Source organism: Nostoc sp. DSM 114160 (assembly GCF_053470305.1).
This window is the reverse complement of sequence record NZ_JBPFGO010000001.1, coordinates 3,443,541-3,457,017: the sequence shown is the minus strand read 5'-3', so window position 1 is coordinate 3,457,017 and position 13,477 is coordinate 3,443,541. Positions and strand designations below refer to the sequence as shown.

Sequence of the window (13,477 nt, the reverse complement as noted above, 5' to 3'; positions counted from 1 at the left end):
TCCCTTTCCCTTCCACCAAGTCATCTATTATTAGAAGTATTTACTGATATAAGTAAATTGATTGGCGGGTAATTGACATTCGATTTTACCAGCCGTGTTCAGAGAGCTTTCTAGTTTATGCACATTTATTATGTATTTTCTAGTCAATTACTAGCCAGTTGTAGAGAAGCGATGACCAAATGCTGTAAATTGGCTGCTGAGTTCTTTTACAGCTTTGGGTCAACTTAGGCGATTTGTGGTTGTTCTGTTCTGTTGATATCTCATTTAAACTGCAAAATATACAGTTGTAATGCCAATGAATATAGAATCGTCACTTCAAGTTCACTTTTAGCAAAAGTTCGTTAAGCACGCACAATAATGGTCGGTTGTTACATACACTAGTCTGATTGTGATTAGTCAGAATATAGTAGTGCGAGATATTGCACTCTTACAAAAGTTAAATTCAGAGGTAAACTATGTTTCCTTTTTGGGGTAATCCATGTTATGGAAGCGAACCCATTTCGCACAAAGCTAGCTTAGAGCGGAAATTAAAATTCTTGATTTGGCTACGAGATGATTTAGAGTCTAAACTGGCTGGTCTTAATGCTTCTATTGATACCGTTCGTCAGCAAATAGAACGTTCAAACTCATCTACTTAGAACTTAGCTAATACAGCAATTCATCTCATCACCTATCTAATAAGCAAGTGATGAGATAAATTGCAAGTGAATTGACGACTACTAACCTAGTTAATTAATCAGTCCGTTGTAACTAATAATTGATTGCTGACCGACTCTTTTGGTTAAAGCAGCTATTAGTTATAGCGGACTGATATCTTGTGAAGCACCTGCTTCATCCAGGGAGTTTCAAATTTTAGAAATAGCAAAAATGCTTGAAATCGTAGGCATTCCCATCTCTGACACAAAAGTGCGTAACTCGATGGCTGCTTGCACTCCTCCAAAGCTACCAGCAAAGTAGCGAACAATACCAGCAGCAATCCTGTCGGTCAACAAACCAATAGACACATTTCCAGTTTTCCTTCGACCCAACCCAAAAAATCCAGCTTCAAATCAAATATCAATAACTTTAGGCGATGTCTACAACGATCTACGCCTATGCTTTAACTATTTTATTAGACATCTTGCAAAAGTAGCTTTTGCTTTCCGGTTGGAGAAAGGTTAAAGGTTACTGGGTTTGGGAAAATTCTATACCTTTACCCTTTAACCGTTCCCCTTTTCCCCGACAAATGCCAAGAAGTCTATTGTCAAGTCATCTCTGTGATTAATAGGTGTGAGTTTTGGGAAGGCATAATCTACACCGCTTGCCAATCACGCACCACTTCCAGGTTAACCTAGACCTGCCACTGACCCAGAACTCAGTAGCAGTCAGGTTCACCATTAAAAATTGGGATATTTTACAAAAATATTTTTCAACGGTGATTTAAGTACAACATTTGGGAACAATTTATGGAACTCAGATTTTTGTAGGTACTTAGGTAATTTCTAAGTATCTACAAAAAACAGATAAACCTGTTCAAAATGCAGCCTGAGTTTCCCTAAAAGGGAATAAATCACCAAACTGGCAATATCTATAAAAATGCTTAATTCGGAAATTCAGAAAGACCTTCGCCATAACTTTACTGTCAATGTTATTGAAAGTGGATTTTTTGGTTTTGGAAGTGGTTTTGCTTCATTTTTCACGATTATTCCACTATTTGTTAGTACTCTTACCGATTCTGCATTGCTTATCGGTCTGATTCCAGCTATTCCACGCTTAGGCTGGCAATTACCTCAGCTATTAACAGTTAGTAAAGTAGCTAGCCTACAGTGTTACAAACCAACTGTAATGTCGTTGACAATTCATCATAAGCTTCCTTTTTTGGGATTAGCACTGGTGGCTTTATTACAACTAGAACTCAATCACCAAACTATCTTACTGTTGACATTTGCCATACTCATTTGGCAAGGGCTAGGCGGTGGATTTAGCGCCACTGCTTGGCAAAGCATGATTGCTAAAATTGTTCCCTCCAGAAAGCTTGGTATTTTTTACGGTACTTTAGCAGCATCTGGTAATTTGATGAGTGTTTGTGGTGCTGCGATCGCTGGTTTACTGCTTAAGGAAATTGCTCAACCATTTAACTTTGCTCTGTGTTTTTTGTGTGCCAGTTTGGCAATGGCTCTATCTTGGTTTTTTATGTCTAGGACGCGAGAGCCAGTAAGTATCGCACCATCAGCCTTTGAAAGTAGAAGTGAATTTTGGGGCAGTCTGATTGTGATTCTCCGGCGCGATGAGAATTTCCGCTGCTTTGCGATCGCACGTATGATCTCACAGTTAGCACTGATGCCGCTTCCCTTTTATACACTCTATGCCGTACATCACTATGGGATGGAAGAAGCGTCTATTGGGTTGATTACGACTCTATTGATGGTTACACAAACTATTGCTGGGTTAGTTTTGGGTTGGTTAGGCGATCGCACAGGTTGCAAGTTAATTTTACAAATTGGTTGTGTCGCTTGTGCATTCAGTTCGATTTTTGCTTGTTTAGCACCCAATGCAAACTGGTTTTACTTGGTATTTATAGGAGAAGGAATAGGTATGATGGCTCTGCAAAATATTGCTGCGGTAATGACCTTAGAGTTTGGCAACCAACATCAACGACCAGCCTATATTGGTCTGGGTAATACCCTTATTGCTCCTGCCACCATCCTTGCTCCCCTACTAGGGGGATGGATAGTGGAGAATATTGACTATAGAACTACCTTCTTGGTAGCAGCTATCGGTGCATTAGCTACAGCACTGCTTTTGCACGTAGGAGTAAGCAATCCACGCTATGTTGAAGAAAATTTTAGTAACAATTCAGTTAATGTTTTGCCTGAGTAGTAAACATTCGATCTTAATTCGTAATCCCTCCTACCTTCTGCCTCAAAATCCGTAACTTTGTACTTCATGCAAATAAAAACTGCTGTAAATCACTCTTGGGAGTGAAAGTTGGATGATTCTAACTATGGTATGAACCTAAAAGCAGTTAACAAAGCATTGCAAGGTTTAGGCTCATGATATTCATGCCTCATAATTTTCTACTTGTATGGCTATTTCAACTGCTGTCGGTTGGGGTGCTTGGCGGGGGAATCTACATTCTATATGAGTGGTATGAACGAGAACTTGTAGGAACGCCCTACTTGGTGGCTGGACTAGTAATGGTTCTGTGGACTTTTGGCGGTCGTTTTATCAATTTGCCACTGCTGCGCCGTCCTGGAGCCGAGGAACCCAAGTTTATGCGTAGCAAAACCGTGCAGCGCTTGTCACGCCCAGATGGGAGTGTGTTGCAGGTAGAGTTTTTTGGCCCTGAAGATGGTCAACCAATTATCTTGTCACACGGTTGGGGACCAAACAGTACTGTATGGTATTATGCCAAACGACAACTAAGCGATCGCTTCCGAGTCATTGTTTGGGATCTACCAGGGTTAGGAAAATCCGCTAAACCGAAAAACAACGATCATTCTATAGAAAAATATGCCCGTGACTTGGAAGCTGTTATTGCCATAGCAGGGGATAAACCTGTTATCTTGGTGGGACACAGCATGGGCGGCATGATTAACCTGACATTCTGTCGCCTGTTTCCAGAGCAATTAGGGAGCCGAGTGGCTGGCTTAATTCTTGTAGATACTACTTACACTAATCCGGTAAAAACTTGTATCTTTAGCAATCTGGTACGTAAATTACAGAAACCGCTAATCGAACCTGTGTTGTACCTGACTATCGTGCTGTGGCCGATTTTTTGGTTGATGACTTGGCTCTCCTATTTGAATGGTTCGCTGTATATCACCGTCGAACTATCTGGATTTACGGGTACTGAAACACGCGGTCAACTAAGTTTTGCAGGTTTATTATCAGCATTGGGTTCGCCTGGTGTTCTGGCTCGTGGCACACTGGGAATGTTGAAGTTCGACGAAACAGACACACTTGCAACTATTAACGTTCCTGTGTTGGTAATGTGTGGGGCTTCAGATATAGCGACAAAACCTGTGGCCAGCGATCGCATGAAGGCAGAATTACCTTACTCTGAAAGAGTCACCCTAAAACCAGGTGGACACATGGCATTGATGGAACAAAACCAGCAATTTTCTGAAGCAGTCAGCAGATTTTGCGCTGGCTGCTCATAGCTGCCTAAATCCCACATTTAGCATCCATCAAAAAATATTGCTCCAGGGTTGACGTTTCGGTGTTTCGCGCAGTCTGTAGCAACTTCCGTCTTCCCTGCAAGAACTTCTGCCTTAACGTTTCGGTGTTTTGCGCAGTCTGTAGCAACTTCCGTCTTCCCTGCAAGAACTTCTGCCTTAACGTTTCGGTGTTTTGCGCAATCTGTAGCAACTTCCGCCAAGACGTTTCGGTGTTTCGCGCAGTCTGTAGCAACTTCTGCTTTCCCTGCAAAAACTTCTGCTTTGACCCCAGTTTTGCACTTTATTTAATCCACATTGCTTAGTACCTTTTGATTAGATCCAAAGTAGAGTTCGCTCAATTCTTCCAAAGAAACATCGGTCTGCGATTCTGGATTGCGGAAGTAGGGATGGATAGGAAGGAGTTCAGCGCGAGGGCTTTTCGGTGAAGACAGAATTTGCTCAAGCAAAGACAGGTAATTTTCGCCAGTAGATTCCCAAGTGTACTTCTTCAGCACCCGTTGCTGACCAGCTTGGGCAAAATACTCCCACTCTTGAGCATCACATAGCAACCGCTCCAAGCCTCGTGCAATATCAGCAGGATCTTCCGGATCGACGAGTACCCCATATTCCTTATCTCCCTGTTGCAAGCTCTCGCTAGGGCCACCGTTCTTGGTTGCTACCACTGGTAAACCTGCGACTGCTGCTTCTAAGGGAGCAAGCCCAAAGGGTTCGTAGAGTGCAGTCAGCGCAAATACTGAGCGGCGTTTAACCATAAATCTATAGGTTGCTGCCAGTGACTCTTGAGATTGATGTAACAAGCCAAATGCACTGATTTTGCCCCACAAGTCGTTTTCTTTGACCGCTTCCCGAATCGGGGCTAATACTTCTTCAGTGATTTCGTCGCTAGCCTCTTCTCGTAAAGGATTGTCCAGCGCCCCTGTAATTATCACCAAGTTAGCTCGTTCTTGAAGTGTTGGACTGATTGCGAAAGCTTGCACTAGCCCCAATATGTTTTTTTTCAGTTCTAATCGACTGGATGCTAAGATGACGGGCAAATCTCGACGGTCTTCTGCAATGTCCCGTGCCAATCGTTCCTGAATGAACTCATAAGTAGCCTCCTCGTTTTCGAAACGCGCTTTTGCCCCAAAAATCGAGAAATCTGCTCCTGGTGGAATCACTGCAAAGCGGTTGTCGTCGTCTACATCCACTGCACCACTATAGACTCGATGAGAATACTGTTCAAAACGTTCTTGTCGTGTGCTGGTAATATTAACCGCCGAGCGATTCATGCTCAGGCGTTCGGCTAAAATGCGATATCTGAAATAGAATTGCTCGTCTATTTCTGTGAGATTTTCTGGAGTGACTTCTAATTTGTCAATCTTTTGAGCGCCGAGAGAATGAGCAGTAAAGGTAAAAGGTATGCCTGTCTCCTCTTCAATTAGAGCGCCACAAAGTCCTCCATCAGCGTAGTGAGCAGTCATAGCATCGGGTAAGCTACCTTCCTGTTGATAAAATTTCAAGATGTTGGGTACCCAATCAGCGACAAGATGAGGCCATAACAACTCTTTAGAGAGAAATTCTTTTGGCCCAGCTGGTAAGCGGATAATGCGAACATTATCGATCCCTTGATAAGTGTCAATCGCTTCGGCAAACTCTGGCCACTCCGGGTCAATAATTTGACGGGTGATAATATCAACTTTATGACCCATTTGAGCTATGGCTATAGCGACTTGCCTAACGTAAATTAGCTGACCCCCAAAATCTGGGTGTTTCGTGATGTGACTATTGCCTGAATCAAAATTGCCTTGAGGATTGAGAAATCCAATATGCATAGCCCACTTCCTAATACAGGTTAATTTCTACCAGAGATTTTTGCTTGAAGACGGCAGCATAATAGCTTAGTGAGCTTGTTAAAAACTCCCAAGGCTGAAAAACGCAAGCAGTGAAGCTGTAGATAAATAGCCAATTCACGCATTTATCCTAATGTTTAAGTTAATCGCTACTGCGGCTGGCGCATATATACCCGATGACATAAATAGCATGGTAACTTTCAAGAAACAAGGCAGGAAGTGAGTAGCAAGTGGTACGCCGTCGGCTGCGCTGCTCTTAGAAAATACAAGGGAAAATTACTTAATCTACCGGATGCGTTATGAAAAGCTGACATCAGCTAGCTTGGAATTTGAAATGTCAAGATAAATCTGACTCGCTAGGATAGGATTAGAAATTTACTGCATTTGAGTATGACCAAGCAAGATACTCCGCTTACGGGAGACGCGCTGATTAAAGAAGTCTGTCGGCGGATTCGAGTAGCCCGCAGCTATTGGGATGCTCACAACAATGCTGCTTGTCGGGGCGAACGCGATCGCGCCTTAGCCCTTTATAATACTCTGACTAAAGAACAAAAAGACCAGATTCCGCAAGTGTTGCGGGTGTGGTTGCGTTACCGGAGTGAGAAATATTTTGGCGCACACCGAACACCGCCAAAGTCAGCACGAAAATCAAAACATATCTAATTTAGATTACCCACCTGAAGACCAGCGTATAGGCAACAATGCGCCTACGCTAAAAACCACAGCTAATCCACCGATACCAAACATTCCCCAAGGTACTAAACCTTCCAGCGGATTCACTACGCGTGCAGTACTTATCGGTTCTTTAGGATTGTAACGTATCACCACTATCTGGCCGTTGCTGGAGCGGTAGGACTCATAATTGCCTGTAAAGCGAGTGCGTTTACCGTTGGCTAGAAACTCGATAACTGGCGCATAGGTTTCTTTTTGCTCATTGTTATTCGTACTGCTGCGATCGCGACGACTGATGCTGTCTACCACCGTACCGCGTGTTTCGTTTAGCGTTGCACCTTCGTGCGCAATGATGTTACGTACCCAAAAACCGCCTCCAATAAACAGCAATCCAATCACCAGCCCAATACTTGCGCTTAGTTTGTCATCAAAAGTGTTCTGGTGAGGTTGGAAATTCATGGGTTTGACGATGGCACAACAATAAATTTCATCACAGCATCTCGATTACAGCTTACATTTGAAACATTTCTATTTGGCACCACTAACCTTATAACTGCGTCAAATATCTTGTAGCTAAATTACTGCATCAGTTTTCTGATGTAGTAATTTAACGTTTATATGGTATTAAATATAACCAATTAACCTCATTTAGTAAGCAAAAGTAATGACAACTCAGTTTTGGGAAAAAAGTAGAGAAATTAATGCAACTCTAACTAACTTACTATTTAAGCCTGTACACAGACGAATATTACTAGGTCTAAGCAAAGCGAGTCAACAGACATCGCCGTGGATTTTGAAAAAGCGTCTGCTGCCATTATTATGTCTGATATCATTCTTTCTAGTATTGCTACTAAACAGCTTTGCCCCTGCTGTTGCCCAACTACCTCCTCAACCTCGTCAGGAAATTCGGGGAGTGTGGCTAAGTGGTAACGATTTTAGCGTTTTTAGAAATCGTTCGCAGGTGCAAGCAGCCATGAGCCAACTGCGGCAGTTAAACTTTAATACTGTTTATCCCGTAGTCTGGAATGATGGTTATACACAATACCCCAGCGCCATCATGCAGAAAGAGGGGATACCCTTTTTCTTCAAGGGAATAGATGGACAAGATGTAATTGCAGACATTATTACTCAAGCGCGCAGACAAGGGTTACTAGCAATACCCTGGTTTGAATTTGGTTTTATGGTTCCTCTAACTTCGGAACTTGCATCGCAGCATCCAGATTGGCTAACACAAAAAGGGGATGGGACTCAAACTTCAATTAGTGCTGCGGGTGAAGTAGCTTGGTTGAATCCTTTTCACCCGGAAGTGCAAAATTTTATCAGGGAACTTGTCATAGAAGTTATCGCTAAATACGATGCTGATGGCGTTCAATTTGACGACCATACGAGTTTACCTGTGGATTTTGGTTACGATAAATACACGATAAGTCTATATACTCAAGAAACTGGCAATCCTCCTCCACCCAATCCCCAAGCCCAAGCATGGATAAAATGGCGGGCAGATAAAATTACTGCCTTTATGATAGACCCTCTACCAAACCGTGAAAGCCAAAAAACCGAATGCTATTTTTTCAGTTGCTCCTAATTACTATAATTTTGCATATAAAATGCAACTGCAAGACTGGCTCAACTGGGTACGGTTTGGTATTGTCGATGAGTTAGTGATGCAGGTGTACCGTAATGATGTGGAAAGTTTTATCGCTCAAATTACCCGTCCAGAAATTTTAGAAACCCAACAAATTATTCCAACTGGTATCGGTATTATGGCGGGTTTACGAAATCGCCCAGTTGCTATCCCACAAATCCAATCCCAGGTAGAAGCAGTGCAACAACGCGGTTTAGGTATCGGCTTTTTCTACTACGAAAGCCTTTGGGATATTGCTCCTGAACCAGCAGAGCAACGCCAGTCGGCATTTGCGGCTCTTTTCCCAAATTCAGCGTTGCGCGATATCTCGCAAAATACACCCCGCCAGCCAACTTTTAACACCATAAGCTTACCTTTATATCCAAAACCTTCCCTTGGGCAACGTGTTCGCGGTTATTTTTTGGAAGTTGCGATCGCAAATGGTCAACCAAAACGTATTTTATTAGATACAGGGTCAGCAGGGCTAAGAGTTCCCAAAGAGTTTTTAGGTAATTCTCCGATCCAAAGAACAGGTCAAAATATCAAGGAAGTATTAAGTGATGGTACTATCCTGGAAGGAGAATTAGTTTATGCGAATGTCCGGTTTGGTTTGATTCCCACCGCCGAACCTGTTCCCGTACAGATTGTTAGTAGTCGCCAATGTAGCGCCGACAAACCTAAGTGTTCAGCAAACAGTGGTGTACCATTTTCGGGAATTATCGGTGTTAACTATTTTGAAAAATCACTTCCCTATAACCCGTTGAGAAAATTATCAGGCAATCTGAGTAACGGATTTATTGTCGTTGGCAATGGTGGTAGTAATAATAATGGCAGCCTAATTCTCGGTTTAACTGCCGAAAATCAAGCAGGTTTCAAAATGGCTTCTTGGAGTCAACAACCCGAAATTAATGGTGTACCCGGTAAAAGATGGGACTCTCGACTGAATAAAGTTTGTTTAACTGTTGCTGGGAGTTCTGCGAAAAATTTGTGTAATAGCAGAGCGATCGCTGATACTGGAACTATTAATGGTTTAACTGAATTCAAGTCAGCTTCGACAGCAGGTAAACTCAAACCCGGAGTATTAGGGTCAGCAAATGCTGTAAAAGTAGGAATTAATGGCATTTTTGATTACAGTTTGACACCAGGAACCCGTGACGGATTTAATCGCTGGAATTTGAGTATCTCGCCACAATCAGAACTGGCTATATTTGTAAATCCTGGAATTGCCTTGTTTGATAAATACGATGTACTCTTTGACCAAGTTAATGGTAAACAGGGTTTTCGTAGTCGGCGGTGAGAAGAAAGTAAAGACTTGCTTACTCAGATAGCGTTCAATTAACCCAGGATTTACACAAACATTACCGAAACCCAGATGTAGAGACGCGATTTATCGCGTCTTGAAAGACCAATTATTTACACCAATAACCTGTTAACCTAAGCGTATTGGCTTTTAGCACAGTAAAAGCCAATCACTAAGTAGAACGTTGAAATACTACTGAAAGATTATTAGCTGGCATTTGGTAAATCTGTTGCAATATCAGATTTTGTGCCCTAGCTACTGCTATGACATCATCCAAGTTACGCACACCCCACTCTGGGTTTTGAGTGCGTAAATATTCGTCAAAAGCTGCATTACTCGCAGCTGTATGTTCTCCACCTTGTTTAAAGGGTCCATATAAATAGAGAATACCTCCTGCTTTTAGGATACGACCTGCCCCTGCCATTAACCCCAGACAGGCTGACCAAGGTGAAATGTGAATCATATTGATGTTGACGATGGCGACAATTGGCTTTAGATTTAGCCAATCAAATCCACTATTTTCCACACCCCAAACTGGTTCTTTTACATCTAGTTCAAGCGGTGCATAAACGTTATCACATACATTGTGTTCAGTCCATGAAATAATGCTGGCTCTTGATTGTGGATTTATATCGGTTGGGAGCCACAGATAATCTTTGAGCCTGGATGCAAAAAAGACTGCGTGTTCACCAGTACCACTTGCTATTTCTAAAATAGTGCCGCTCTTTGGCAACACTTGTAAAAGTACTTCTAGAATTGGTTCGCGGTTACGCTCGGTTGCTGGTGCGTATTTTCGTGCGTCTTCAGAAGCTTTCATGAATTTGGCTCTCTAGCTCAAAAAAAATTTTCTAGAGATTGGATCTTGTTTGAGGGATTGCATAAAATCTCTCAAAGTCATCATGCTGCCTGTTAAGGTGAACTTAGGAGTGCCATTTTGAGCAACGATTCTCACTTCATTGTCTTGAATCTGAATCTTATTTTTAATAATATCCCATAGAGCATCGAAGCTCTCATCATCCTTACAACCATTGGCTTCCAGGAATTTTTGGCGTACTTCTGTTTTTAGTGCCAGTGCTTCTGCTGCTTGAGTACGTGCCTCAAAGTGCTTAACTACATCTTCATAGGCACTTTCTCGCAGAGTTTTGTTTTCAGCCAGAACTTCTTCTAACTGAGTTTTGATGGCTTTCAGTTGGGATGCTAAAGCAGCTGATTTTTGGTATTCAACTTTTAAGGCTTGCTTTGCATTAACTAACAAGGTTTTATAATCTAGCCGATCTTGATTTTTTTCGGATTGCATTTTTATCTCTCGATCGACGCATTTTCGGGGATCAACTCTCGTCAGTTATATAACAAAACTGGCGAGAGCTTAGTAAATATTGTCTGTGTTATCTGAGTTTCGGCTATTGCACCAATAATGGTGATTCAGAGTGAGCATTCTCTTGAATACTACTCAAACTAAAACTAATGTGAGAACGGATAGCTCGTTCATAAACACTAGTCTGCTGAGTGCGTACCCCTACAGCCTGATATATTAAGTTAACTTCCGGGAACTCAGACCAATACATCAAAAAAATATCTTTAGCTGGAGTAATAATTTCATAATTATTCTCTTGTCTTTTCTTTCTAAGTTTACAATTATTTAGTTGTAATTTTTGTCTGAATAGTTTTTCAAATTCTAGAATTAAATCTGAAGTAGTTTTCATGGTTAATACACGTTAAAACGTGCTAATTCTGCAAAGACTATCTGTTGATATTACTAAGTATGACACTTCAGATACCTCTTATAACTTAGTGTATCAGTTATCGGGTATTTGAGAAGGGTATTCAGAGGCAGGGTCATTCCTTGGCGTACTCCCTGATGGAGTAGACTGTGCGATCGCTGTCACCTTTTAATATTTTTATGGTACAAAAATACTATTTGATAACTTACGTCAGTATACCTAGTACAGTCGAAAGTTTGTCTACCTTTAACCAGTTGCTCAAAATAACTTGTCTGCCTATTGTCTGCCGAATTGAGATGGTAGCTGGATTTACACCAAGTTGTACTAGTTAGTAGAAACACCCTGTATAATTACACCACTAAATCATTTTTGGAGTCAAACTTTGCCAGGTATTGATTACCCAATACTGTTCGGTTCAGGTAAGAGACGCGATGAATCGCCGTCTCTACAATCTACCTACAGGCTACAGCCTGGGCCTTCAAGACCCTCTGCAAAACTGATTAATTCCAAGTACTCTGGATTTTCCACAAGCTTTTTAGCAGCTAGCAATCCGGCAATGCTCCAAGTTTGATAAATTCGGGCTTCTTTGCCAATTAAACGACCATTGTTGCCATCGTAGTATTCCGGGAATTTATCTCTAAATAAACGCTTTTCGGCAATAGCGATCGCTGCTTGAGCAAGTTCTGTGCGACCGGCTTTCAATGCCGCAGCGGTAAATAACCACAGTAAAACCGGCCAGTTACCGCCGTTGTGATAAGACCAAGCCCTGTTTTTAGAGTCACATCCTGTAACAATTCTCCACTCTAAACCTTCCATTGCGGGAAAGCAAATTTTAACAGGCATATAGCCGATTAAGTCTTGCCAACGTTGGGCGAATAAATTCATAATGCTTTGAAATTCTTTTTCGCTTGCTAAGGAAGTTAAAATTGCCATCAGATTTCCCAGAGCAAAAAAGCGAAAATCTATCCGTCCCGGCCCCAGATTTCCCGCTAAATATCCTCCAGTTTCGGGCAACCACTCGGTCAACCAATTCGGAATTGATTCTGAGTTGATGTTGAATTTATTAACAATTTCTTTACCAAATTCGTTATCTTTGTAACGATAGATTTCCCCCAATCGCTTTAGGTCTAGCCAATAATAGTTGCGGATATGATATTTCAAAGATCCCAATCGCCTATTGACTTTGCTAAGGTAGCTATCGCCATCCCCATCTGGTAAAAGCAGTTCATTAGCAGCTCTCAAAGACGCGTAGAATAACACCTGAATTTCTAAAGGATGTTCGTAAACTCCCATGCGACGGTCAATCATAAACGCGCCATCGGGAACTAACATTGTTGGGTACATGGAAAACCGATGTACTAAGCAAAGATCCAAAATTAGTTTGATTCCGGCTTGAAAATTTGGCTGACGCGCTAGAGTTAAATCACCTGTAGCTTTTTCATAAGCTCGTAGCAGAAGAATCCACCACATACAAGAATCAACTGGGGGAACACGAGCGATCGCTTGCTCTCCAAAATCAGCGACCAAAAATTCCTCATTCCCTTTAGAATGAACCTTGAAACTGGCAGGCATTAATCCTGCTCCCGGTTCAAAGCAGTCCATCTGCTTTTCATGACTTTGTAATTTCAGTGTTTCTACTAAGAAGTTACGCACAATCTCTGCTTTGCCATGCATGAGAAACACCAAGGCAGAAGGGACAAAATCGCGGAGGAAGCACTGGTCATAATTGAGTGCATCTGACTCCGGATCGTGGGCGGCTACAGTACCAATCGGTTTTCCTTGGTAATAAATTACAGAATTTTCCAATAATTTCCAGGCTTCTGCTTCCATCTGACTGTTCTTATCGATCGCGCTAGTCATAGGCGTTGAATTCCACTAATGGTATGTATCGGCTTAATTGTGGAAAGTACGCCAGCTTAACCTCAAGCTGACCAAGAAGGGGGAAAGGGGAAAGGGGCAGGGGAAAGGATACAAGCCCCTGTTTTTAACGTGAGTCTCCAACGAAGGCGCGCCTACGGGAAGGGCGAAAGAAAACTGCGTTTTCTTAGGAGTTAGACAGACCTCTCCCGGACAGCCTCCCTCACCTTTTAGGTGAGGGAGGAGTAACGAGAAAAGAAAAGTTTTTGCTCCCCTCTCCTCGTAGGAGAGGGGGTGGGGCTTTCAAGGGCAGG

General features: G+C 42.2%; 11 protein-coding genes and 1 pseudogene. 5 read left to right on the top strand and 7 right to left on the bottom strand.

All coding sequences use genetic code 11. The features are described 5' to 3' along the window. Window positions 1-455 precede the first annotated feature (455 nt). Window positions 456-638 carry a hypothetical protein gene (locus NSTCB13_RS15275; RefSeq protein ID WP_322710478.1) on the top strand — a complete coding sequence of 61 codons (183 nt, stop codon included), beginning with the start codon at window positions 456-458 and terminating at the stop codon, window positions 636-638. A 207-nt stretch (window positions 639-845) separates the two neighbouring features. On the opposite strand, the gene NSTCB13_RS15270 is transcribed toward NSTCB13_RS15275, so the two are convergent. Beyond that, window positions 846-1,004: a hypothetical protein gene (locus tag NSTCB13_RS15270; protein ID WP_445627838.1), complete on the bottom strand. Its 159-nt coding sequence runs from the start codon at window positions 1,002-1,004 to the stop codon at window positions 846-848. A 571-nt stretch (window positions 1,005-1,575) separates the two neighbouring features. On the opposite strand from NSTCB13_RS15270, the gene NSTCB13_RS15265 reads away from it, so the two are divergent. Continuing rightward, the gene (locus NSTCB13_RS15265) at window positions 1,576-2,859 is read left to right on the top strand and encodes an MFS transporter (protein ID WP_448272862.1); all 1,284 of its coding nucleotides are present in this window, start codon (window positions 1,576-1,578) and stop codon (window positions 2,857-2,859) included. A 182-nt stretch (window positions 2,860-3,041) separates the two neighbouring features. Further along, window positions 3,042-4,142, top strand: coding sequence for an alpha/beta fold hydrolase (locus tag NSTCB13_RS15260; protein WP_448272861.1), 1,101 nt, complete (start codon window positions 3,042-3,044; stop codon window positions 4,140-4,142). A 302-nt stretch (window positions 4,143-4,444) separates the two neighbouring features. On the opposite strand, the gene NSTCB13_RS15255 is transcribed toward NSTCB13_RS15260, so the two are convergent. Then, the gene (locus tag NSTCB13_RS15255) at window positions 4,445-5,971 is read right to left on the bottom strand and encodes a glycosyltransferase (protein ID WP_448272859.1); all 1,527 of its coding nucleotides are present in this window, start codon (window positions 5,969-5,971) and stop codon (window positions 4,445-4,447) included. A gap of 408 nt (window positions 5,972-6,379) precedes the next feature. On the opposite strand from NSTCB13_RS15255, the gene NSTCB13_RS15250 reads away from it, so the two are divergent. Next, window positions 6,380-6,652, top strand: coding sequence for a Precorrin-3B methylase (locus NSTCB13_RS15250; RefSeq protein ID WP_099102095.1), 273 nt, complete (start codon window positions 6,380-6,382; stop codon window positions 6,650-6,652). 6 nt (window positions 6,653-6,658) lie between these two features. Here the strand turns inward: NSTCB13_RS15250 and NSTCB13_RS15245 are convergent, their stop codons facing one another. Next, on the bottom strand, window positions 6,659-7,120 hold the full coding sequence (locus NSTCB13_RS15245; protein ID WP_448272857.1) for a DUF3592 domain-containing protein: 462 nt from the start codon (window positions 7,118-7,120) through the stop codon (window positions 6,659-6,661). A 205-nt stretch (window positions 7,121-7,325) separates the two neighbouring features. Between NSTCB13_RS15245 and NSTCB13_RS15240 the strand changes: the two are divergent. Further along, window positions 7,326-9,582: pseudogene (locus tag NSTCB13_RS15240) on the top strand (glycoside hydrolase family 10 protein). Between the two features lie 175 nt (window positions 9,583-9,757). Here the strand turns inward: NSTCB13_RS15240 and NSTCB13_RS15235 are convergent. From NSTCB13_RS15235 to NSTCB13_RS15220, 4 genes are all read right to left on the bottom strand, one after another. Further along, on the bottom strand, window positions 9,758-10,402 hold the full coding sequence (locus NSTCB13_RS15235) for a DUF938 domain-containing protein (protein WP_448265380.1): 645 nt from the start codon (window positions 10,400-10,402) through the stop codon (window positions 9,758-9,760). 12 nt (window positions 10,403-10,414) lie between these two features. Next, entirely contained in the window at window positions 10,415-10,882 is a 468-nt protein-coding gene (locus NSTCB13_RS15230; RefSeq protein ID WP_445627845.1) for a hypothetical protein, read from the bottom strand. A gap of 103 nt (window positions 10,883-10,985) precedes the next feature. Beyond that, window positions 10,986-11,288 carry a hypothetical protein gene (locus NSTCB13_RS15225; RefSeq protein ID WP_448265378.1) on the bottom strand — a complete coding sequence of 101 codons (303 nt, stop codon included), beginning with the start codon at window positions 11,286-11,288 and terminating at the stop codon, window positions 10,986-10,988. Window positions 11,289-11,762: 474 nt separating this feature from the next. Continuing rightward, window positions 11,763-13,166 (bottom strand): glycoside hydrolase 100 family protein, encoded by a 1,404-nt coding sequence (locus tag NSTCB13_RS15220; protein WP_448272856.1) that lies wholly within the window; start codon window positions 13,164-13,166, stop codon window positions 11,763-11,765. Window positions 13,167-13,477: the final 311 nt, after the last annotated feature.

Coding starts and splice junctions, on each gene's coding strand:
- NSTCB13_RS15275 (WP_322710478.1), top strand. CDS start 456: ATGTTTCCTTTTTGGGGTAATCCATGTTATGGAAGCGAACCCATTTCG.
- NSTCB13_RS15265 (WP_448272862.1), top strand. CDS start 1,576: ATGCTTAATTCGGAAATTCAGAAAGACCTTCGCCATAACTTTACTGTC.
- NSTCB13_RS15260 (WP_448272861.1), top strand. CDS start 3,042: ATGCCTCATAATTTTCTACTTGTATGGCTATTTCAACTGCTGTCGGTT.
- NSTCB13_RS15255 (WP_448272859.1), bottom strand. CDS start 5,971: ATGCATATTGGATTTCTCAATCCTCAAGGCAATTTTGATTCAGGCAAT.
- NSTCB13_RS15250 (WP_099102095.1), top strand. CDS start 6,380: ATGACCAAGCAAGATACTCCGCTTACGGGAGACGCGCTGATTAAAGAA.
- NSTCB13_RS15245 (WP_448272857.1), bottom strand. CDS start 7,120: ATGAATTTCCAACCTCACCAGAACACTTTTGATGACAAACTAAGCGCA.
- NSTCB13_RS15235 (WP_448265380.1), bottom strand. CDS start 10,402: ATGAAAGCTTCTGAAGACGCACGAAAATACGCACCAGCAACCGAGCGT.
- NSTCB13_RS15230 (WP_445627845.1), bottom strand. CDS start 10,882: ATGCAATCCGAAAAAAATCAAGATCGGCTAGATTATAAAACCTTGTTA.
- NSTCB13_RS15225 (WP_448265378.1), bottom strand. CDS start 11,288: ATGAAAACTACTTCAGATTTAATTCTAGAATTTGAAAAACTATTCAGA.
- NSTCB13_RS15220 (WP_448272856.1), bottom strand. CDS start 13,166: ATGACTAGCGCGATCGATAAGAACAGTCAGATGGAAGCAGAAGCCTGG.